The organism is Streptomyces venetus (genome assembly GCF_039540295.1).
GTDB lineage: Bacteria > Actinomycetota > Actinomycetes > Streptomycetales > Streptomycetaceae > Streptomyces > Streptomyces venetus.
Genome location: NZ_BAABET010000005.1, coordinates 393,616 through 412,883 on the forward strand (window position 1 = coordinate 393,616; position 19,268 = coordinate 412,883).

General features: G+C 72.1%; 17 protein-coding genes. 4 read left to right on the plus strand and 13 right to left on the minus strand.

The features are described 5' to 3' along the window. Window positions 1–30 precede the first annotated feature (30 nt). On the minus strand, window positions 31–1,509 hold the full coding sequence (locus ABEA82_RS18890; protein ID WP_345662718.1) for a PAS domain-containing protein: 1,479 nt from the start codon (window positions 1,507–1,509) through the stop codon (window positions 31–33). 464 nt (window positions 1,510–1,973) lie between these two features. On the opposite strand from ABEA82_RS18890, the gene ABEA82_RS18895 reads away from it, so the two are divergent. After that, window positions 1,974–2,450, plus strand: a complete 477-nt coding sequence (locus ABEA82_RS18895; RefSeq protein ID WP_345662719.1) for an HIT family protein — start codon at window positions 1,974–1,976, stop codon at window positions 2,448–2,450. Between the two features lie 64 nt (window positions 2,451–2,514). Here the strand turns inward: ABEA82_RS18895 and ABEA82_RS18900 are convergent, their stop codons facing one another. Continuing rightward, window positions 2,515–3,615 (minus strand): citrate synthase 2, encoded by a 1,101-nt coding sequence (locus ABEA82_RS18900; protein WP_345662720.1) that lies wholly within the window; start codon window positions 3,613–3,615, stop codon window positions 2,515–2,517. A gap of 286 nt (window positions 3,616–3,901) precedes the next feature. On the opposite strand from ABEA82_RS18900, the gene pdxH reads away from it, so the two are divergent. Next, window positions 3,902–4,570, plus strand: a complete 669-nt coding sequence (gene pdxH / locus ABEA82_RS18905) for a pyridoxamine 5'-phosphate oxidase (RefSeq protein WP_345662721.1) — start codon at window positions 3,902–3,904, stop codon at window positions 4,568–4,570. A gap of 39 nt (window positions 4,571–4,609) precedes the next feature. Here pdxH and ABEA82_RS18910 read toward each other — a convergent pair whose 3' ends face one another. The 8 genes from ABEA82_RS18910 to ABEA82_RS18945 are packed head-to-tail and all read right to left on the minus strand — an operon-like array spanning window position 4,610 to window position 14,625. Beyond that, complete coding sequence (locus ABEA82_RS18910) at window positions 4,610–5,221, minus strand: TetR/AcrR family transcriptional regulator (RefSeq protein WP_345662722.1); 612 nt, start codon at window positions 5,219–5,221, stop codon at window positions 4,610–4,612. Beyond that, window positions 5,209–5,943, minus strand: coding sequence for an enoyl-CoA hydratase family protein (locus ABEA82_RS18915; RefSeq protein ID WP_345662723.1), 735 nt, complete (start codon window positions 5,941–5,943; stop codon window positions 5,209–5,211). Before ABEA82_RS18915 ends, ABEA82_RS18910 begins: the two co-directional genes overlap by 13 nt. Further along, entirely contained in the window at window positions 5,940–7,508 is a 1,569-nt protein-coding gene (locus tag ABEA82_RS18920; RefSeq protein WP_345662724.1) for a 4-coumarate--CoA ligase family protein, read from the minus strand. The genes ABEA82_RS18915 and ABEA82_RS18920 overlap by 4 nt, the downstream gene beginning before the upstream one ends. Window positions 7,509–7,533: 25 nt before the next feature. Continuing rightward, window positions 7,534–8,670 (minus strand): acyl-CoA dehydrogenase family protein, encoded by a 1,137-nt coding sequence (locus ABEA82_RS18925; RefSeq protein ID WP_345662725.1) that lies wholly within the window; start codon window positions 8,668–8,670, stop codon window positions 7,534–7,536. Window positions 8,671–8,712: 42 nt separating this feature from the next. Then, entirely contained in the window at window positions 8,713–10,563 is a 1,851-nt protein-coding gene (locus ABEA82_RS18930; protein ID WP_345662726.1) for an acetyl/propionyl/methylcrotonyl-CoA carboxylase subunit alpha, read from the minus strand. 8 nt (window positions 10,564–10,571) lie between these two features. Beyond that, window positions 10,572–12,170 carry an acyl-CoA carboxylase subunit beta gene (locus tag ABEA82_RS18935; protein WP_345662727.1) on the minus strand — a complete coding sequence of 533 codons (1,599 nt, stop codon included), beginning with the start codon at window positions 12,168–12,170 and terminating at the stop codon, window positions 10,572–10,574. Beyond that, on the minus strand, window positions 12,167–13,834 hold the full coding sequence (locus ABEA82_RS18940; RefSeq protein WP_345662728.1) for an acyclic terpene utilization AtuA family protein: 1,668 nt from the start codon (window positions 13,832–13,834) through the stop codon (window positions 12,167–12,169). Before ABEA82_RS18940 ends, ABEA82_RS18935 begins: the two co-directional genes overlap by 4 nt. Further along, complete coding sequence (locus ABEA82_RS18945; protein ID WP_345662729.1) at window positions 13,831–14,625, minus strand: TIGR03084 family metal-binding protein; 795 nt, start codon at window positions 14,623–14,625, stop codon at window positions 13,831–13,833. Before ABEA82_RS18945 ends, ABEA82_RS18940 begins: the two co-directional genes overlap by 4 nt. A 274-nt stretch (window positions 14,626–14,899) precedes the next feature. Here ABEA82_RS18945 and ABEA82_RS18950 point away from each other — a divergent pair, with 274 nt between their 5' ends. After that, entirely contained in the window at window positions 14,900–15,847 is a 948-nt protein-coding gene (locus tag ABEA82_RS18950; protein ID WP_345662730.1) for an aldo/keto reductase, read from the plus strand. 24 nt (window positions 15,848–15,871) lie between these two features. Here the strand turns inward: ABEA82_RS18950 and ABEA82_RS18955 are convergent, their stop codons facing one another. Next, on the minus strand, window positions 15,872–16,330 hold the full coding sequence (locus ABEA82_RS18955) for a TIGR03618 family F420-dependent PPOX class oxidoreductase (RefSeq protein WP_345662731.1): 459 nt from the start codon (window positions 16,328–16,330) through the stop codon (window positions 15,872–15,874). Window positions 16,331–16,498: 168 nt separating this feature from the next. On the opposite strand from ABEA82_RS18955, the gene ABEA82_RS18960 reads away from it, so the two are divergent. Further along, on the plus strand, window positions 16,499–16,879 hold the full coding sequence (locus ABEA82_RS18960; protein WP_345662732.1) for a VOC family protein: 381 nt from the start codon (window positions 16,499–16,501) through the stop codon (window positions 16,877–16,879). Between the two features lie 60 nt (window positions 16,880–16,939). On the opposite strand, the gene ABEA82_RS18965 is transcribed toward ABEA82_RS18960, so the two are convergent. Continuing rightward, entirely contained in the window at window positions 16,940–17,917 is a 978-nt protein-coding gene (locus ABEA82_RS18965) for an EamA family transporter (protein ID WP_345662733.1), read from the minus strand. Between the two features lie 176 nt (window positions 17,918–18,093). Continuing rightward, window positions 18,094–19,230, minus strand: coding sequence for a lipid II:glycine glycyltransferase FemX (locus tag ABEA82_RS18970; protein WP_345662936.1), 1,137 nt, complete (start codon window positions 19,228–19,230; stop codon window positions 18,094–18,096). Window positions 19,231–19,268 lie beyond the last annotated feature (38 nt).

Sequence of the window (19,268 nt, forward strand, 5' to 3'; positions counted from 1 at the left end):
TTCCGGGCCGGGGCGGCTACGGCCCGGCCCTCACTCCTCCTCGGCCAGCCCCGCGAGATCCAGCGCCGCCGCGATCCGTACCGCCACGTCCTCCGCGTACATCGCGTCGGAACGCTCGAAGGCGCTGCGCCCCGCCCCCCTCAGGAACGTCACCGCGCCCAGCGTCCGGCCCCGGCTGCGCAACACCGCACACAGGGCGTGCACCGCGTCCTGCGGCCACTGCCGGGCCAGAGCCCAGCCCCGGGCCTCCTCAGCCGTTATCGCGCCCGCACTCGCCCGAACCGCGCCGACACGCTCCACGCACTGCAACGCCGGATGCCCCTCCGCATACCGCACAGGCAGACCCGCCCGGCCCGCGAGCCTGCTCGGCCCCGGCGCACCGGACGGCGTCGCGGCGACCCGGACCAACCGCACCGGCCCCTCCGCCTCCCCATCGGTCAGCGCACCCCCGGCCACCCGGTCGATCAACGCGTGGTCCGCGAACCCGGCCAGCGCGAAGTCCAGGTGCACGGTCACCGCCTCCGCCGGATCCTCGCACTCCGCGGCCGCCCGCGACGCCCGGTGCAGCTGCTGCGTACGGAACCGCAGCAGCGACGCCTCCTGCTCGACCTGCTTGGACTCCGTCACGTCCTGGAACAGCCAGCCCACACCCAGCGGCACCGGCTCCTCCGCGAGCGGCGACGCCAGCCGCAGGAACCCGCTCCGCCAGCACCGCCGACGCTCACCCTCCGGCGTACGCACGCTCACCCACACCTCGGCCGGCGCGGGCGGCGCACCCTCCGCCAGCACATGCTGCAACGCGCTCTCCAGCTCCTCCACGCCCTGCGCCAGCAGGTCCCCGAGCGGCCGCCCCAGCACCGACGTACGCCCCGTACCCAGCGCCTTGGCCGCGTGCGCGTTCACCACGGCCGGCCGCAGGTCGACGTCCACGAGCACGACACCCCAGCTGGCGTCCTCGAACAGCGCCTCGCTCAACGCGATCGACCGCTCCAGATCGATCTGCGCGTGCACCTCGCTGAAGGCGCAGTACACCCCCGCCGGCTTCCCGTCGGGCCCCAGCACCACCGCCGACTGCGTCCGTACGAGCACCCGCCCGCCGTCCTTGGTCAGCAACGCGAACTCGTGCACCTGACGCCCCGGGGCGTGCATCGCCGACAACAGCCGGCTCTCCACCTCCTCGGCGTCCGCGCTGCGCACCGCCCACCCGGCCAGCCCGCGCCGCCCCACGGCCTCGTCCGCGCTCCACCCCAGAATCCGCTCGGCCTCACGGTTCCAGTGCGTCACGACCCCGTCGGCGTCGAAGGCGCACAGCGCCGCGTCCATACCGTCCAGCAGGGCGGCGAGCAGATCCGAACCGTCCGAGGCCGAACCGTCCGAGGCCGCACCGTCCCGCTCGGGCTCGTCGGGCCCCAGCTCGTCGGTGGTCCCACTACGCCGGGAAGCACTCACCTGGACCCCCTGCAGGCTGCGTCCGCACGTACCGCACGTCGGTTCGCTACTTGCAATCATTCAACTGGAAGGTGACCCAGCGCACACCGAGTTCCCACAACATTGAAAGAATCGTTGTACGGAGCGATCCCCACGTCAACGTCCCGGACCCCGCTCCCCGCCCCCGCTGCCCCGCCGCGCGTACACCTCGCTGTTTCGCAGCCGGACCGCTGAGAATCGCCCGCCGCTGCGTCGGGGAGTCACGATCTCAAAAAAACGGTTGATGCGAGGCCCAACGGCTTCCTAAGGTTCCAGGTACACGAGAAGGGAGGTGGTTCGGCAGATGTATGAGAACCGGACGCGTGAGGTGGCTGCGGGCTAGCGGCCCGACACCACACACAGTGCGGTGCCGGACCAGCGCGTGAGCGAAACGCGCAGCCGGCCCAATCTCCAGCAGTCACCCGACCCGCGAGCCGCCGGTACGTCCGGCCGGCCCTCCTCCGGAGGACCAGGCTCGCGGGTCGTCTGCGTTTCCAGGGGGGGCGATGGCGGCGGACGAATGGCGCGAGGACCGGATCGGCAGCGCCCTGCGGGGTGAGAATCCTGCGGTGGTGCGGAGGCTGGACGCCGGGTTCGCGGTGATCGGGGATGTGCAGTTCCTGCCCGGTTACTCGGTGCTGCTGACGGACGACCCCGATGTCCAGCGGTTGTCCGAGTTGCCGCGGAGCAGGCGGCTGGCGTTCCTGGCCGACATGGACCGGCTGGGAGAGGCCGTGGAGCGGGCCTGCCGGCGGGTGGAGACCGGGTTCCGGCGGGTCAATCTGGAGATTCTTGGGAACGCCGACGGGTTTCTGCACGCGCATGTGTGGCCGCGGTACAACTGGGAGTCGGAGGACCTCGTGCGGCTGCCGGTGTGGCTCTATCCGCGGGAGTGGTGGAGCGAGGAGCGGTATGCGCTCGGGCCTCGGCACGACCGGATGCGGGAGGCTCTCGGGGAGGAGCTGGACCGACTCGCGGGGTGAGGGCCGTGCGGGCGGCAGCGTGCGATGCCTGGGGGCTTCGCGCGCTGCCGCCCGGGGGATGGGATCAGTGGGAGATGTCCTCGTAGCCCTCGATCTCGCGGGGGTCGCGGGAGCCGGGGCCGGTGTAGCGGGCCGAGGGGCGGACCAGGCGGCCGGTGCGCTTCTGTTCGAGGATGTGGGCGGACCAGCCGGCCGTGCGGGCGCAGGTGAACATGGACGTGAACATGTGGGCCGGGACCTCGGCGAAGTCCAGGACGATGGCCGCCCAGAACTCGACGTTCGTCGCGAGGACGCGGTCGGGGCGGCGGGCGTGGAGCTCGGCCAGGGCCGCCTTCTCCAGGGCCTCGGCGACCTCGAAGCGGGGGGCGCCGAGTTCGCGGGCGGTGCGGCGCAGGACCCGGGCGCGGGGGTCCTCGGCGCGGTAGACGCGGTGGCCGAAGCCCATGAGGCGTTCGCCCTTGTCGAGCGCGTTCTTCACGTAGGCCTCGGCGTCGCCCGTGCGTTCGATCTCCTCGATCATGCCGAGGACCCGGGAGGGGGCGCCGCCGTGGAGCGGGCCGGACATGGCGCCGACGGCTCCGGAGAGCGCCGCCGCCACGTCCGCGCCGGTCGAGGCGATCACGCGTGCGGTGAAGGTGGACGCGTTCATGCCGTGCTCGGCGGCGCTGGTCCAGTAGGCGTCGACCGCCGCCACGTGCTTCGGGTCCGGTTCGCCGCGCCAGCGGATCATGAAGCGTTCGACGACGGAGTGGGCCTTGTCGATCTCGCGCTGCGGGACCATGGGCAGGCCCTGGCCGCGGGCCGACTGGGCCACGTAGGACAGGGCCATGACGGCGGCTCGTGCCAGGTCCTCGCGGGCTTCTTCGGCGTCGATGTCCAGGAGGGGTTTCAGGCCCCAGACGGGGGCGAGCATGGCCAGGGCCGACTGGACGTCGACGCGGATGTCGCCGGAGTGCACGGGGATCGGGAACGGCTCGGCGGGCGGCAGTCCGGGATTGAAGGCGCCGTCGACGAGCAGGCCCCAGACGTTGCCGAAGGAGACGTGGCCGACGAGGTCCTCGATGTCGACGCCCCGGTACCGGAGTGCGCCGCCTTCCTTATCCGGTTCGGCGATCTCCGTCTCGAACGCGACGACTCCTTCGAGTCCGGGTACGAAGTCGGACATCAGGCGGCTCCTCGTGATGTAAGTGACAGATGGTGTTGATGTGGGGTGAGACGTACGAACCATGTGTCAGTCAGCTTGCGAAGCGGGCTGCCGTCCGCTGGCTCCACGGTCGTGTGCGCGACTCGCGGTCCTGGCCGGTCTCCCCCTGTGATGCCCCGTTCGGTCGGCGGTCACCCAACCGGAACAGCACGAGAACGATATCCCTGAGTGCCATCGTTGGGGAGGGTTCGCGGCACTCAGTGCCACTCAGTGACGAAGGACACCGTCCATACGGCAAGATGACCGGGTGACCGACCGCGACGCCGTCCCCTTCGATCTGGCCTCGATGCGCAAGCAGTACCGGGCCGAGGGGCTCTCCGAGACCGAGCTGGCCGCCACCCCTGTCGAACAGTTCGCGCGCTGGTTCAAACAGGCCGCCACGGACGGCGGACTGTTCGAGCCGAACGCCATGGTCGTCTCGACGGCCGACGCCGAGGGGCGGCCCAGCGCCCGTACGGTGCTGCTGAAGCACTTCGACGAGCAGGGCTTCGTCTTCTACACGAACTACGACTCCCGCAAGGCGCGTGACCTGGGAGAGAACCCGTACGTCTCGCTGCTGTTCCCCTGGCACCCGATGGCCCGGCAGGTCATCGTGACCGGGATCGCGCGGCGTACCGGGCGGGACGAGACGGCGGCGTACTTCCGCACCCGCCCGCACGGCTCGCAGCTCGGCGCGTGGGCCAGTGCCCAGTCCTCGGTGATCGCCACGCGCGCCGACATCGACGGGGCGTACGCCGAGCTGGCCGCGCGCTATCCGGAGGGCGAGCAGGTGCCGGTGCCGCCGAACTGGGGCGGTTTCCGGGTGGCCCCGCGGTCCGTGGAGTTCTGGCAGGGCCGCGAGAACCGGCTGCACGACCGGTTGCGGTACACGGAGCGGTCCGACGGGAGCTGGCGGGTGGAGCGGCTCAGCCCCTGACCGCCGGAGTTCCGCCCGCCAGGCAGCGGTCGCGCGTGGTCAGCCCAGCGCCTCCTCCAGTACCCACGCCCACTGTGCCACCACCCGTTCCCGGCGGGCGGCGTCGTCGGTGAGGAGGTTGGCGAGGCCCAGGCCGCGGGCCATGTCGAGGAGGCCCTGGACGGTTTCGCGGACGCCGGGGAGGGTCTCGTCGGCGGCGAGGAGGTCGACCGCTATGCGGTGGGTCTCGCGGCCCACGCGGGATTCGAGTTCGGTGACGCGGGGGCGGAGCTGGTCCTCGTTGGAGGCGGCGACCCACAGGTGCAGGGCGGCGCGGAAGAGGGGGCCGGTGTAGAGGTCGACCAGGGCCGCGACGACGGCGCGGCGGCCTCCGGCCGCGCCCTGCGGGAACAGGGCGCGCAGGGCGGTGGAGCGTTCCTCGGCGACGTACTCGACGGCCGCGGTGAAGAGGTCCTCGCGGGTCGGGAAGTGGTGCTGGGCGGCGCCGCGGGAGACGCCGGCGCGTTCGGCGACGACGGAGACGGTGGAGCCGGCCCAGCCGTGTTCCGCGAGGCAGGACACGGCCGCTTCCAGGAGCCGCTGCCGGGTGGCCCTGCTGCGGTCCTGCTTGGGCACTCTCTCCGCCCGGTCCGCCGTACTCACACCACCCATGCCGGATCCCGTCGTTCGAGGAAGGCCGTCATCCCCTCGCGGGCCTGCGGGGAGGAGAACAGCCGGGCCGAGAGCGCGGTGAGGTCCGCCGCGTCCCGGTCGAAGGCTTCCAGCACCCTAGCCGTGAGCAGCCGTTTCGTCTCGGCCAGGGCGTCGGGGGCCGCTCTGCGCAGGCCGTCGAGGATGGGGGCCAGGGTCTCGTCCACGTCGTCGCCGTGGGTGGTGAGCAGGCCGGTCGTGGTGGCCGCGGGCGCGTCGAAGCGTTCGCCGGTGAGGTAGTAGCGGGCCAGGGCGCGTGGGTCCGTGCGCGGGAGGAGGGGGAGGGAGATGACCGCGGGGGCGACGCCGATGCGGACCTCGGTGAAGGCGAAGGTGGCCTCGGTGGCGGCGGCCGCGATGTCGCAGGCGGCCAGGAGGCCGAGGCCGCCGGCGCGGACGTGGCCGGTGATCCGGGCGACGACCGGTTTGGGCAGTTCGACGATCTGCCGCAGCAGGCCGGTCAGTGCCTCGGGGGGTGGGGGGTCCCGGAGGTCGGCACCCGCGCTGAAGGTGTTGCCGGTGTGGGTGAGGACGATCGCGCGGACGCCGGTGTCCTTGGCGGCGTCGGTGAGCGCGTCGGCCAGTTCGCCGACCAGGGCCGCGGAGAGGGCGTTGCGGTTGTCCGGTGAGTCGAGCGTCAGGGTTTCCACGGCACGCTCGCGTGTGCGGGTCACCAGGGTCATGCGCGCTCCCTGAGCTGTCGGCGGAGGATCTTGCCGGAGGCCGCCCGGGGGACGCCGTCGATGAAGGTGACGTGGCGGATCCGTTTGTAGGGGGCGACGCGTTCGGCGACGTACATCATGATCTCGGCCTCGGTGAGGCCGGTGGCGGTCGGCTGGCGGACCACGTAGGCGTGCGGGACCTCGTTGCCGTCGTCGTTGTACCTGCCGATGACGGCGGCGTCGGCGATGCCCGGGTGGGTGAGGAGGAGGGCTTCCAGTTCGGCGGGGGCCACTTGAAAGCCCTTGTACTTGATGAGTTCCTTGACGCGGTCGACGACGAACAGCCAGCCGTCCTCGTCGACGTGCCCGACGTCGCCGGTGTGCAGCCAGCCGTCGCCGTCGATCATGGCGGTGGTGGCGTCGGGGCGGCCGAGGTAGCCCTTCATGACCTGGGGGCCGCGGATGAGGATCTCGCCGGACTCGCCGGCGGGCAGGTCCTTGCCGGGGTCGTCGAGGGAGACGATGCGCATCTCGGTGCCGGCGATGAGCTTGCCGACGGTTCCGGGCGGTGCGTGGCGCATGGCGTCCAGGGGGACGACGTGGGTGCCGGGCGAGAGTTCCGTCATGCCGTAGGCCTGGCCGACGGGGGGCAGGCCGAGCCGTGCGGAGCAGGCGGCGGCGAGGCGGGCGTCCAGGGGTGCGGCGGCGCTGACGATGTACTTCAGGGACGACAGGTCGTACTGGGCGACGGCCGGGTGTTTGGCGAGGGCCAGCACGATCGGCGGGGCCACGTACAGGGCGGTGATGCGGTGGTTCTGGACGGCGGCGAGGAACTGTTCCAGGTCGAAGCGGGGCAGGACGACGACCGTGGCGCCCTGCCTGAGCGGTGCGTTCATCAGCGCCGTAAGGCCGTATATGTGAAAAAAGGGAAGAACTGCCAGGACGCGGTCGCCCGGGCCGGCGGGTATCGCCGGGTGGAGCTGGGCGAGGTTGGTGGCGATCTGCCGGTGCGTGAGCATCACGCCCTTGGGGGTGCCGGTGGTCCCGGAGGAGTACGGGAGGGCCGCGACGTCCGTGGCGGGGTCGATGGCGATCCTCGGCTCGGGGGCCGCGGAGGCCAGCATGTCGATGAGCGAGCGGTGGCCGGGCGCGCTGTCGCACACGAAGATCTCTTGTACGCCGCCCGCGAGTTCGGCGGCCCGGCGGGCCGTTTCCAGCAGGGGTGAGACGGTGACGATCCAGCGGGCCGCCGAGTCCGTCAGCTGTGTGGCGAACTCCTGGGCGGTGGCGAGCGGGTGCACGGTGGTGACGGTGGCACCCGCGCGTGTGGCGGCGTAGAACGCGGTCGGGAAGGCGATGGTGTTGGGGCTGTGCAGGGCGAGGACGTCGCCCTTGCGCACACCCGCCTCGGCGAGGGCGGCGGCGATACGCCGGTGGAACCGGTCCACCTGCTCGTAGGAGAGGGTGGTGCCGTCGGTGCCGTCGATCAGGGCCGGGGTGTCGCCGAACGCTCCGGCCCGGCCCAGGACGGCGTCGTGGATGGGCAGGTCGACGGGCGGGACGTCTGCGTACTCGCTGCGGAACACGGTTCCTCCTCGCGCGCGGGCCGTCTCAGTACGACTTGGGCAGGCCAAGGGTCTGGTGGGAGACGTAGTTGAGAATCATCTCCCGGCTCACCGGGGCGATACGAGCCACGCGCGCGGCCGTTATCAGCCGGGCGAGGCCGAACTCGCGGGTGAGGCCGTTGCCGCCGAGGGTGTGCACGGCCTGGTCCACGGCCTTCACACAGGCCTCCCCGGCCGCGTACTTCGCCATGTTGGCGGCCTCCCCGGCTCCCGTGTCGTCGCCCGCGTCGTACAGGTGGGCGGCCTTCTGCATCATCAGGCGGGCGAGTTCGAGGTCGATGTGCGCCTGGGCGAGGGGGTGGGCGATGGCCTGGTGGGCGCCGATGGGAGTGTTCCAGACCTGCCGGTCGCGGGCGTACTCGACGGCTTTCGCGAGGGCGTGGCGGCCCATGCCGATCGCGAAGGCGGCCGTCATGATGCGCTCGGGGTTGAGGCCGGCGAAGAGCTGGAGCAGGCCGGCGTCCTCGTCGCCGACGAGTGCGTCGGAGGGCAGCCGTACGTCGTCGAGGGTCAGCTCGAACTGCTTCTCCGCGGCGGCGAGTTCCATGTCGATGGCGTGGCGGGTGAAGCCGGGTGCGTCGCGCGGGACGATGAACAGGCAGGGTTTGAGGGTGCCGGTGCGGGCGTCTTCGGTGCGGCCGACGATGAGGGTGGCGTCCGCTATGTCGACGCCGGAGATGAAGACCTTGCGGCCGGTGAGGATCCAGTCTCCGGTGTCCTGGTCGCGGCGGGCGGTGGTGGTGATGCGGTGGCTGTTGGAGCCGGCGTCGGGTTCGGTGATGCCGAAGGCCATGGTGCGGGTCCCGTCCGCGAAGCCCGGGAGCCAGTGCTGTTTCTGTTCTTCCGTACCGAAGCGGGCGATGACCGTGCCGCAGATGGCGGGTGAGACGACCATCATCAGGAGCGGGCAGCCGGCCGCGCCCAGTTCTTCGAGCACGAGGGAGAGTTCGGTGATTCCGCCGCCTCCACCACCGTATGCCTCCGGCAGGTTGACGCCGAGGTAGCCGAGCTTTCCTGCCTCGGACCAGAGTGTTTCGCGGTCGTAGGTGGGGCCGTGGCGTTTGCCGAGTGCCGCTACGGCTGTTCGGAGAGCCTTGTGTTCGTCGGTTTCGATCGTGACCATGTGACTCCTTCGTCGTGGCTGGTCGCGCAGTTCCCCGCGCCCCTAAGGGGTCTCTGTCACCACTGCCAGGAGCGCGCCCGGCTCCACCTGTTGGCCTGGTGCCGCGCGCAGTTCGGTCAGGGTTCCCGTCACGGGGGCTGTGATCTTGTGTTGCATCTTCATCGCCTCCAGCCAGAGGAGGGGGTCTCCCGCCTTCACGGGGGTTCCTGCCGTCAGTCCTTCGGCCACTCGGACGACCGTGCCGGGCATGGGGGCCAGGAGGGAGCCCGGGGCGTGCTGGGTGGTGGGGTCGGGGAATCGGGGCAGGGCTGTCAGGGCGGTGGTGTTGACGTAGAGCTGGTCGCCGTGGCGGGACACCTCGAACCTTCGCCGTACGCCGTCCACTTCGAGGATGACCAGACCGGCGTCGGCGTGTACGACGCTCACCCCGTCCGCCTCCAGGCCCGTGCGGGTGTACCGGTAGTGGACCTCGTGTTCCTCGCCTGCCATCTCGTAGCGCTTGACCTGCGGCTGCGAGGGGACGTTGCGCCAGCCGCCGAAGCGGGAGCGGGGGCCGGTGTGGGCGTCGGCGAGGGCCGCGGCGAGTGGGGCGTGCGGGTCGGTGGCGGGGGTGGTCAGGTCCGGCAGGTGGCGCTCGTAGAAGCCGGTGTCCATGCGGGCCGTGATGAACTCCGGGTGGCGCAGGGAGCGGATCAGGAGGTCGCGGTTGGTGACGGGGCCGTGGATGACGGCCCGTTCCAGTGCGGTGGCGAGTTTGCGGACGGCTTCCGTGCGCGTGGGGGCGTGCGCCACGACCTTGGCGAGCATGGGGTCGTAGTGGACGCCGATGTCGTCGCCGTCGGTGTAGCCGGTGTCCAGGCGGACGCCGTCCGGTACGGCCAGGCGGTGCAGGCGGCCGGTCTGCGGGGACCAGTCGCGGGAGGGGTCCTCGGCGTAGAGGCGGGCCTCGACGGCGTGGCCACGCGCGCGTGGGGGGTCGGCGGCGAGGGTGTGGCCTTCGGCGACGCGGATCTGTTCCGCGACGAGGTCGAGCCCGAAGACGGCTTCCGTGACGGGGTGTTCGACCTGGAGGCGGGTGTTCATCTCCAGGAAGTGGGCCTTGCCGTCGGCGGCGAGGAACTCGACCGTGCCGGCGCCCACGTAGTCGACGGCCCGGGCGGCCCGTACGGCGAGGGCGCGCACCTCGTCGTCGAGTTCCGGGGAGAGGCCGGGGGCGGGGGCCTCCTCGATCACCTTCTGGTGGCGGCGCTGGAGGGAGCAGTCGCGGGTGCCCAGCGGCCAGACGGTGCCGTGGGTGTCGGCGAGGATCTGCACCTCGACGTGGCGGCCGTTCTCGACGTACGGCTCGACGAAGACCTCGCCGTCGCCGAAGGCGCTCGCGGCCTCGGCGCGGGCGGCGGCCAGTTCGGTGTCCAGGTCCGCGAGGCGGCGTACGACGCGCATGCCGCGTCCGCCGCCGCCCGCCGCCGCCTTCACCAGCACGGGCAGGTCGGCCTCGGTGACGTCGGTGAGGGGCTGGATGCCCATGAGCTGCTTGGCGCGGGTCTTGGAGGCCATGGCCTCGATCGCGCCCGGGGGCGGGCCGATCCAGACCAGGCCCGCGTCCTGGACGGCCCGGGCGAAGTCGGCGTTCTCGGAGAGGAAGCCGTAGCCGGGGTGCACGGCGTCCGCGCCGGCGGCGACGGCGGCCTTCACGATCAGGTCGCCGCGCAGGTAGGTGTCGGCGGGCGCGGCCCCCGGCAGTCGTACGCTCGCGTCGGCCACGCGCGCGTGGAGGGCGCCCGCGTCGGCGTCCGAGTGCACGGCGACGGTGCGGATGCCCAGGTCACGGCAGGTTCGGAAGACGCGGCACGCGATCTCGCCGCGGCCCGCGACCAGCAGGGTGGAAATCATCTGTCGCCTCACATCCGGAAGACGCCGAAGCCGCCGCGCGCGCCCTCGTAGGGGGCGGTGTGGATCGCGGACAGGCACAGGCCGAGGACGGTTCGGGTGTCGCGCGGGTCGATGACGCCGTCGTCGTAGAGCCGCCCGGACAGGAACATCGGCAGGGACTCGGACTCGATCTGCTGCTCCACCATGGCGCGCAGCGCGGCGTCGCCCTCCTCGTCGTACGGCTGCCCCTTGGCGGCCGCCGACTGGCGGGCGACGATCGAGAGCACGCCGGCGAGCTGCTGGGGGCCCATGACGGCGGACTTGGCGCTGGGCCAGGCGAACAGGAAGCGGGGGTCGTAGGCGCGGCCGCACATGCCGTAGTGGCCGGCGCCGTAGGAGGCGCCCATGAGGACGGAGAGGTGGGGGACGCGGCTGTTGCTGACCGCGTTGATCATCATCGCGCCGTGTTTGATGATGCCGCCCTGCTCGTACTCCTTGCCGACCATGTAGCCGGTGGTGTTGTGCAGGAAGAGCAGGGGGATGTCGCGCTGGTTGGCGAGCTGGATGAACTGGGCGGCCTTCTGCGACTCCTCGCTGAACAGCACGCCTCGGGCGTTCGCCAGCACGCCGACGGGATAGCCGTGGAGCGTGGCCCAGCCGGTGGTCAGGCTCGTCCCGTACAGCGGTTTGAACTCGTCGAAGTCGGAGGCGTCGACGATACGGGCGACGACCTCGCGCGGGTCGAAGGGGCTCTTGAGGTCGCCGGGGACGAGGCCCAGCAGCTCCTCCGCGTCGTACTTGGGCGGCTCGGCGGGCCCCGGATCCTCGTACGCCTTGCGGTGGTTGAGGCGGGCGACCACGCGCCGGGCCTGGCGGAGCGCGTCGTGCTCGTCGACGGCGAAGTGGTCGGCGAGGCCGGACACGCGCGCGTGCATCTCGGCGCCGCCCAGGGACTCGTCGTCGCTCTCCTCCCCGGTGGCCATCTTCACCAGCGGCGGGCCGCCGAGGAACACCTTGGCCCGCTCCTTGACCATGATCACGTGGTCGGACATGCCGGGGACGTAGGCGCCTCCGGCGGTGGAGTTGCCGAAGACGACCGCGAGGGTGGGGATGCCGGCGGCGGACAGCCGGGTCAGGTCGCGGAAGACGGCGCCGCCCGGGATGAAGATCTCCTTCTGCGACGGCAGGTCGGCGCCGCCCGACTCCACCAGGCTGATGCAGGGCAGCCGGTTGGTGAGCGCGATGTCGTTGGCGCGCAGGGCCTTCTTCAGCGACCAGGGGTTGCTCGCTCCGCCGCGCACGGTGGGATCGTTGGCGGTGATCAGGCATTCGACGCCCTCGACGACGCCGATGCCGGTGACGAGGGAGGCGCCGACGGTGTGGTCGCTGCCCCAGGCGGCCAGCGGGGACAGCTCCAGGAAGGGCGTGTCCGCATCGAGGAGCAGCTCGATGCGCTCGCGGGCGAGGAGCTTGCCGCGCCCCCGGTGCCGTTCGACGTACTTCTCGCCGCCGCCGGCGAGGGCCTTGGCGTGTTCGGCGTCCAGCTCGGCCAGCTTGGCGAGCATCGCCTCGCGGTTGGCCCGGTACTCGGGGCCGCCGGTGTCGAGCGCGGAGGTCAGGACGGTCACAGGAGGGCCTCCGGTAGGTCCAGGTGGCGGGAGCGCAGCCATTCGCCGAGGGCCTTGGCCTGCGGATCGAAGCGGTGCTGCGCGGCGACACCGGCGCCGAGGATGCCCTCGACGACGAAGTTGAGGGCGCGCAGGTCGGGCAGGACGTGCCGGGTCACCTTCAGCCCGCGGCTCTCGGGTATCAGCTCCCGGAACCGGTCGGCCGTCAGCCCGTGTGCGAGCCAGCGCCAGGCGTCGTCCGAGCGCGCCCACACACCGACGTTGGCGTCGCCGCCCTTGTCCCCGCTGCGGGCACCGGCGACGAGGCCGAGGGGGGCGTGCCGGGTGGGCCCGGGTGGCAGCGGCTCGGGCAGCGGCGGCTCCGGCACCTCCTCCAGTACGGCGGTGTCATGGGCCGGCGGTACGGAGATCCGGCGTCCGTCATCGAGGACCGCCACATGGTCGACGGCCCCATGGGGGACGTACACATCCTCGAAGACCCCATAGGGCGAGCCCTTTCCGGGTGGCGCCAGCACATGGAAGCCGGGGTAGCTGGCGAGTGCCAGCTCCACGGCCGCCCCGCTCAGCGCCCGCCCGACGACCTCCTGGTCCGGGTCGCGTACGACGAGCCGGAGCAGCGCGCTCGCCGTCTCCTCGCTGGGGGCGTCCGGCCGGTCGGTACGGACCAGTTCGAAGCGCACGTCGGCGGCCTTGCCGAGGGCGGGTTCCAGCTGCTCGCGCACCAGGGCGGCCTTGGCCTCGATGTCGAGGCCGGTGAGCACGAAGACGACCTCGTTGCGGTAGCCGCCGAGCTTGCTGAGGCCGACCTTGAGCGTCGGGGGCGGGGCCTCGCCGCGCACCCCCTCGATCCGGACGCGGTCGGGGCCGTCCTGGGTGAGCCGGACCGTGTCGAGCCGGGCCGTGACGTCGGGGCCGGCGTACCGGGCGCCCTGGGTCTCGTAGAGGAGCTGGGCGGTCACGGTCCCGACGTCGACGAAGCCGCCGGTGCCGGGGTGCTTGGTGATGACGCAGCCGCCGTCCTCGTGGAGCTCGGCGAGCGGGAAGCCGGGGCGGCGCACGTCGCCGTCCCGGAAGAAGGCGTAGTTGCCGCCGGTGGCCTGCGCCCCGCACTCCAGCACGTGCCCGGCGACGACGGCCCCCGCGAGCCGGTCGTGGTCGCCGGGCTGCCATCCGAAATGGGCGGCGGCGGGCCCGGTGACCAGGGCGGCGTCCGTCACGCGTCCGGTGACGACGACGTCCGCGCCCTCGCGCAGGCAGGCCGCGATGCCGAAGCCGCCGAGGTAGGCGTGGGCGGCCAGGGAGCCGGGGTGGGCGGCGGTGAGGTCGTCGCCCTCGACGTGGGCCACGCGTACCGGGATGCCGAGCCGGTCGGCCAGGGCGCGTACGGCGTCGGCGAGTCCGGCGGGGTTGAGTCCGCCGGCGTTGGTGACGATCCTGACGCCCCGTTCCCGGGCCAGTCCCAGGCAGTCCTCCAACTGCCGCAGGAAGGTACGGGCGTATCCGGCGGTGGGGTCCTTCAGCCGGTCCCGGCCGAGGATGAGCATGGTCAGCTCGGCGAGGTAGTCGCCGGTGAGGACGTCCAGCTCTCCGCCGGTGAGCATCTCGCGCAGGGCGTCGAAGCGGTCGCCGTAGAAGCCGGAGGCGTTGCCTATGCGGAGGGTCACGCCGTCCCTCCCCCCGGCTTGCGGCCGCTTCCCGGCGGTCCCGCGAACGCCTGGGCGATGTCCAGCCAGCGGTCGGCGTCGGGCCCTTCGGCGTGCAGGGCGAGGTCGGAGCGGTGGGCGCGCTGGGTGACGAGGAGGCAGAAGTCGAGGGCGGGGCCGGTGACCCGCTGCGGGGCGTCCTCGGGACCGTAGACCCACGAGTCGCCCGAGGGCCCGTGGAGTTCGACGCGGAAGGGGTCGGCGGGCGGGGTCAGCCCGTGTGCCCCGTAGGCGAAGTCCCGGGACCGCACCCCGAGCCAGGCCACATGCCGCAGCCGGTCGGTGGGTGGGCGCACCACACCCAGGGCGTCGGCCACGTCCTGGCCGTGGGCCCAGGTCTCCATGAGTCGGGCCGTCGCCATGGAGGCGGCCGACATGGGTGGGCCGTACCAGGGGAAGCGCGCCTTGGGCGGGGCGGCCCGCAGCGCCCTCTCCAGCGCCGCACGCCCGTCACGCCACCGCGCGAGCAGCTCGGCGGGCGGCAGTCCGGCGTCCTCCTCGGCGCCCTCGTCGACGAAGGAACCCGGTGCCGTAAGGGCCTTCTCGACCAGGGCGTGGAAGCCCTCGGCGTCCGTGACGGCGAGCAAGGCCGAGCGGTCCGTCCAGGCGAGGTGGGCGATCTGGTGGGCCACGGTCCAGCCGGGCGCGGGCGTCGCGAGCGCCCAGTGCTCCGCGCTCGACCCGGCCACGAGGCGGTCGAGTTCCTCGCTCTCCTCGCGCAGATCGTCGATCACGGTCGTCGGATCGGACACGGGCGCTCCCCTCGGGGCACGGCGGTGTGCGGGGTGATGAAGGGTGGTGCGGCGTGCTGAGGAGCATGGCAGTGGCGCCAGAAACAATCAAGCGTGCTTGCATGAAAACTCATGCGGACGCAGGAGCTGCGCAGCTCGTGGGGCTCGCCGGAACCTCCCGCGCCGGTCGAGGACGAACAACCTCCTTGCCTTGGAGCGCACTTCAATTGCCAGGATGCCCAGCGCGCACCGCGCGTCCGCGCCGTGCGTCATTCGTCAGGGAGGGACCTGCGCCATGCCCGAGGTGAACTTCGCGCTGGGAACGATGAAATTCGGCACCACGGTGGACGCCGCCACGTCCTTACACCTGCTCGACCGGTTCGCGGACGCCGGCGGGACGATCCTCGACACGGCCGACTGCTACGCCTTCTGGTCCGACGCGGACAACCGCGGCGGTCAGAGCGAGGAGGTCATCGGGCGGTGGCTGGCCCGCCGTCCCGGCCGGCGCGACCAGATGTTCCTCAGCACCAAGGTGGGTGCCCAGCCCGTCGGCCCCGGCGACTGGCCGGCCAACCGTGAGGGCCTGTCGGCACGGGCGGTCAAGGCCGCTGTCGAGGGCAGTCTGCGACGGCTGGGAACCGACCGGATCGACCTGTACTGGGCCCATATGGAGGACCGCGCGGTCCCTCTGGCCGAGTCCGCCGAGGCGTTCGGCGCACTCGTCTCCGACGGGACGGTGGGCCGGCTGGGCTGCTCCAACCACCCGGTGTGGCGCGTGGAGCGGGCCCGGCAGACCGCCAGGGACAACGGCTGGGCCGGATACACCGCGCTCCAGCTGCGCCACTCCTACCTCCAGCCCCGCCCCGGCGTACCCGTGCCGGGTCAGGACCATCGGTTCGGCTGGGTGACCGAGGAAGTCATCGACTACGTGGACAGCGAACCGGACCTGTCCCTGTGGGTGTACACCGCTCTGTTGCACGGTCTCTACAGCCGCCCGGACCAGCCGCTGCCCGATGCCTACGACCACCCCGGCACCTCCCGGCGGCTCGCGGCCCTGGACAAGGTGGCCGGGGATCTCGGGGTGAGCCGGAACCAGGTCGTGTTGTCCTGGCTGACCGGCGGTGAGCCGGCCGCCACCCCGATCGTCGGTGTCAGCACACCGGAGCAACTCGACGAAGCACTCGCCGGGGCTCGTCTGCGGCTGCCCGCCGAGCACCGGCGCCTGCTCGACGAGACCGTCTGACAGCCGGGCACCGGTCGTCGAGTGCTACCCGTCGATGTCGAGGGCCGTCCCGTACAGCCGGTCCACCTTCAGCCGGACGACCACCCGGCGTTCGGCGACCAGCTGCTCCAGGAACGCGTCCTCGTCCTCCGGCCGCGCCTCCTCCGGGACGATCCCGAGCAGTTCCCGCCCGACCTCGTCACCGGGAACCGTCGTGACGTCGGAGACCTCGGCCTCGCCCTCCGCGACGGCGAACGACCAGACGTTCCCGCCCTGCACGTGCAGGGCGGCTTTCGGGTCGTGCCGCAGCTGCCTGACCTTGACGCGGTCGGCTGTCGTCGAGAACCGTACGACGCGCGCCTCGGGGTCCCAGCTGTAGAGCATGGTGGTCAGATGGGGACGCCCGTTCCGCTTGACGGTGGCGAGGGTGCCGAACCGCTGCGCGCCGAGCAGCTGGGAGAGGGCTTCGTCGGACAGGGGGCGGGGGCCCGGAGCTTGAGTCATGAGCAGGGCAACTCGGTTGCCGGCTCGGATATTTCGACGACGCGCCCCTTCGCGTCGTGTGCTCCGGGCGCCCGGGGAAATTCCGTGGCCCACGCCCGCCCCGCCCAGTACGGTCTCGAGGGTGTGCCCGCTGCCGGGCCGTTCCCACACTGAGAGTAGGTTTCGTCGATGGCATGTCGGATCAGTGAACTCGTGCTCGGATGCCGCGACCCTCAGATGCTGGCGCGGTTCTGGTGCGAGGTCCTGGACTTCGTGGTGCTCGACAGCGAGGGGAACGAGTACTTCGAGATCGGGCCGCGCGAAGGGTTCGGCGGCCCGCAGCCGACGATCATCCTCAGCCGCAGGGACGAGCCGGAGCCCGGGAAGGCCCGGCTGCACATCGATGTCAACGCCACCGACCGTGATCAGGACGCCGAGCTCGAACGCCTCCTGAAGCTCGGGGCGCGCCCGGCCGACATCGGCCAGACGGGCGAGGAGCAGTGGCACGTTCTCGCCGACCCCGAGGGCAACGAGTTCTGCCTGCTCAAGGCCCGCCTCAACCCGCTCTGACGGTTCTGTCCCGGCGCGGCAGAGCCTCAGGGGCCGCAGGGCCCCTGAACCTCAGGGGCCCTAGCCCTCCAGGCCCGTGCCCTCCAGGGCCGCCGTCTTCTTGCGGCCGCCGCCCACCTGGGTCCGCACCGCGCCCATGCTCGCCGCGATGACCAGGGCGATGGCGGCGGCCTGCATGGCCGTGAGGGCCTGGTCGAGGACGAGGAAGCCGGCCGTCGCGGCGATGGCCGGTTCGAGGCTCATCAGGATCGCGAAGGTGGAGGCGGGCAGGCGGCGCAGGGCGAGGAGTTCGAGGGTGTAGGGCAGTACCGAGGACAGCAGGGCCACGGCCGCACCCAGCCCCAGCGTCACCGGGTCGACCAGCTTCGTCCCCGACTCGGCGATGCCCAGGGGCAGGAAGAGCACCGCGCCCACCGCCATCGCCAGGGCCAGGCCGTCCGCCTGCGGGAAGCGACGCCCCGTACGGGCGCTGAAGACGATGTATGCCGCCCACATGGCGCCGGCGCCCAGGGCGAAGGCCGCCCCTGCGGGGTCGAGGCTGCTGAAGCCTCCGCCGCCGAGGAGGAAGACACCGGCGAGGGCGAGCGCCGCCCAGACGACGTTGATCGCGCGGCGGGACGCCAGAACCGAGAGGGCGAGCGGGCCGAGAACCTCCAGGGTGACCGCGGGACCCAGCGGGATGCGGTCGACGGCCTGGTAGAAGAGGCCGTTCATCCCGGCCATGGTGATGCCGAAGACGACGACCGTGCCCCAGTCGGTGCGCGAGTGGCCGCGCAGCCGAGGACGGCAGACCAGCAGCAGGACGACCGCCGCCACGAACAGGCGCAGCGCCACCACCCCGAGGGCGCCGGCCCGCGGCATCAGCGTCACCGCCAGCGCGCCGCCGAACTGCACCGAGATCCCGCCCGCGAGCACCAGGCCCACAGGCCCGAGGGACCCCGGTGACCCGAGGGGGCCGAGGCGGCGTGACGCACCGGCCGATGCCGGGGCGACGGAGGTCGCGGGCTGGGACGTGGTGGCGCTGCCGGGGGTGGTCACGGGGCGGTCCTGTGCTCGGTTCGGATGCGTACTCGGTTCAGATGCGTGCTTGGTTCACATGCGCACGTACACCGTGTTGCACGATGACGTGCATCCAGATGTACTGTCAAGTCCAGAGTAATGGACTCGGTCAGGTGCGTAAACCGTTTATGCCACTGTCTCGGAATGCGGGCTTCTCAGCGCCGCGCCAGGTACAGGTTCAGCGCCTTGTAGAGCAGCCGGTTGAGCGGGAAGTCCCATTCGCCGAGGTACTCGACGGCCTCGCCGCCGGTGCCGACCTTGAACCGGAGCAGGCCCAGCAGGTGACTGGACTCCTCCAGGGTGTCGGTGATGCCGCGCAGGTCGTAGACGGCGGCGCCGAGTTCATGCGCGTCGCTCATCATGCGCCACTGCACGGCGCTGCTCGCCTGGACCTCGCGTCGGCGGCCGGTGGAGGCGCCGTAGGAGTACCAGACGTGGTCGCCGACGGTCAGCATGGTCGCGGCGGCGAGCACCTCGCCGTCGTGGGACGCGAGATAGAGCCGCATGCGGTCCGGGTGCTCGGCGGTGAGCGCGTGCCACATGCGCTGGAAGTAGGGAAGCGGGCGCGGGAGGAAGCGGTCCCGCTCGGCGGTCTCGGTGTACAGCTCGTGGAAGGCCGGCAGGTCCTCGTAGTCGCCGCGTACGACCTTCACCCCGGCCTTCTCCGCCTTGCCGATGTTGCGCCGCCACTGCTGGTTCAGACCGCCGCGGATGTCGTCCAGCGAGCGTCCGGCGAACGGCACCTGGAAGACGTACCGGGGCTGTCCCGCGGCGAAGCCGTCCTCACCGCCGGGTTCGGCCCGCCGCCAGCCCATCCGGCGCAGGGCGTCGGCGACCTGGTCCGCGCCGGGTTCGCACGCCGTCGGCCGGACGTCACTCAGCCGCCGGGCCGACGGATCCGCGATCCCGGCCTTGACCGCCTCGGCGTCCCAGCGGCGCGCCACCACCGGCGGGCCCGTACGGACCGCGAAGACACCGCGCCGCCGCAGATGTTCGAGCATCGGCCGCAGCAGAAGATCCAGGCCGGGCGAGTGCCAGTCGATCAGCGGGCCCTCGGGCAGGTAGGCGAGGTACCGCCGCAGGCCGGGCAGGCTCGGTCCGGGCAGCGGGCGCAGCAGGGCCAGGCCCGCGCCGACGAGCTGCCCGCTCTCGTCGAACCAGCCCAGGCTCTCCGCCCTCCAGTCGGGCTTCACCTCGCCCCAGGACGGCACCTGGGTGTGGCTGGCGGAGGGGCGGGCGTTGACGAACGCGAGGTGCTCGTCGCGGGGGATCGGCTGGACGCGGACGTTCATGGGCGGCATGGGTGGCATGGGTGACATGGGCGGCTCCT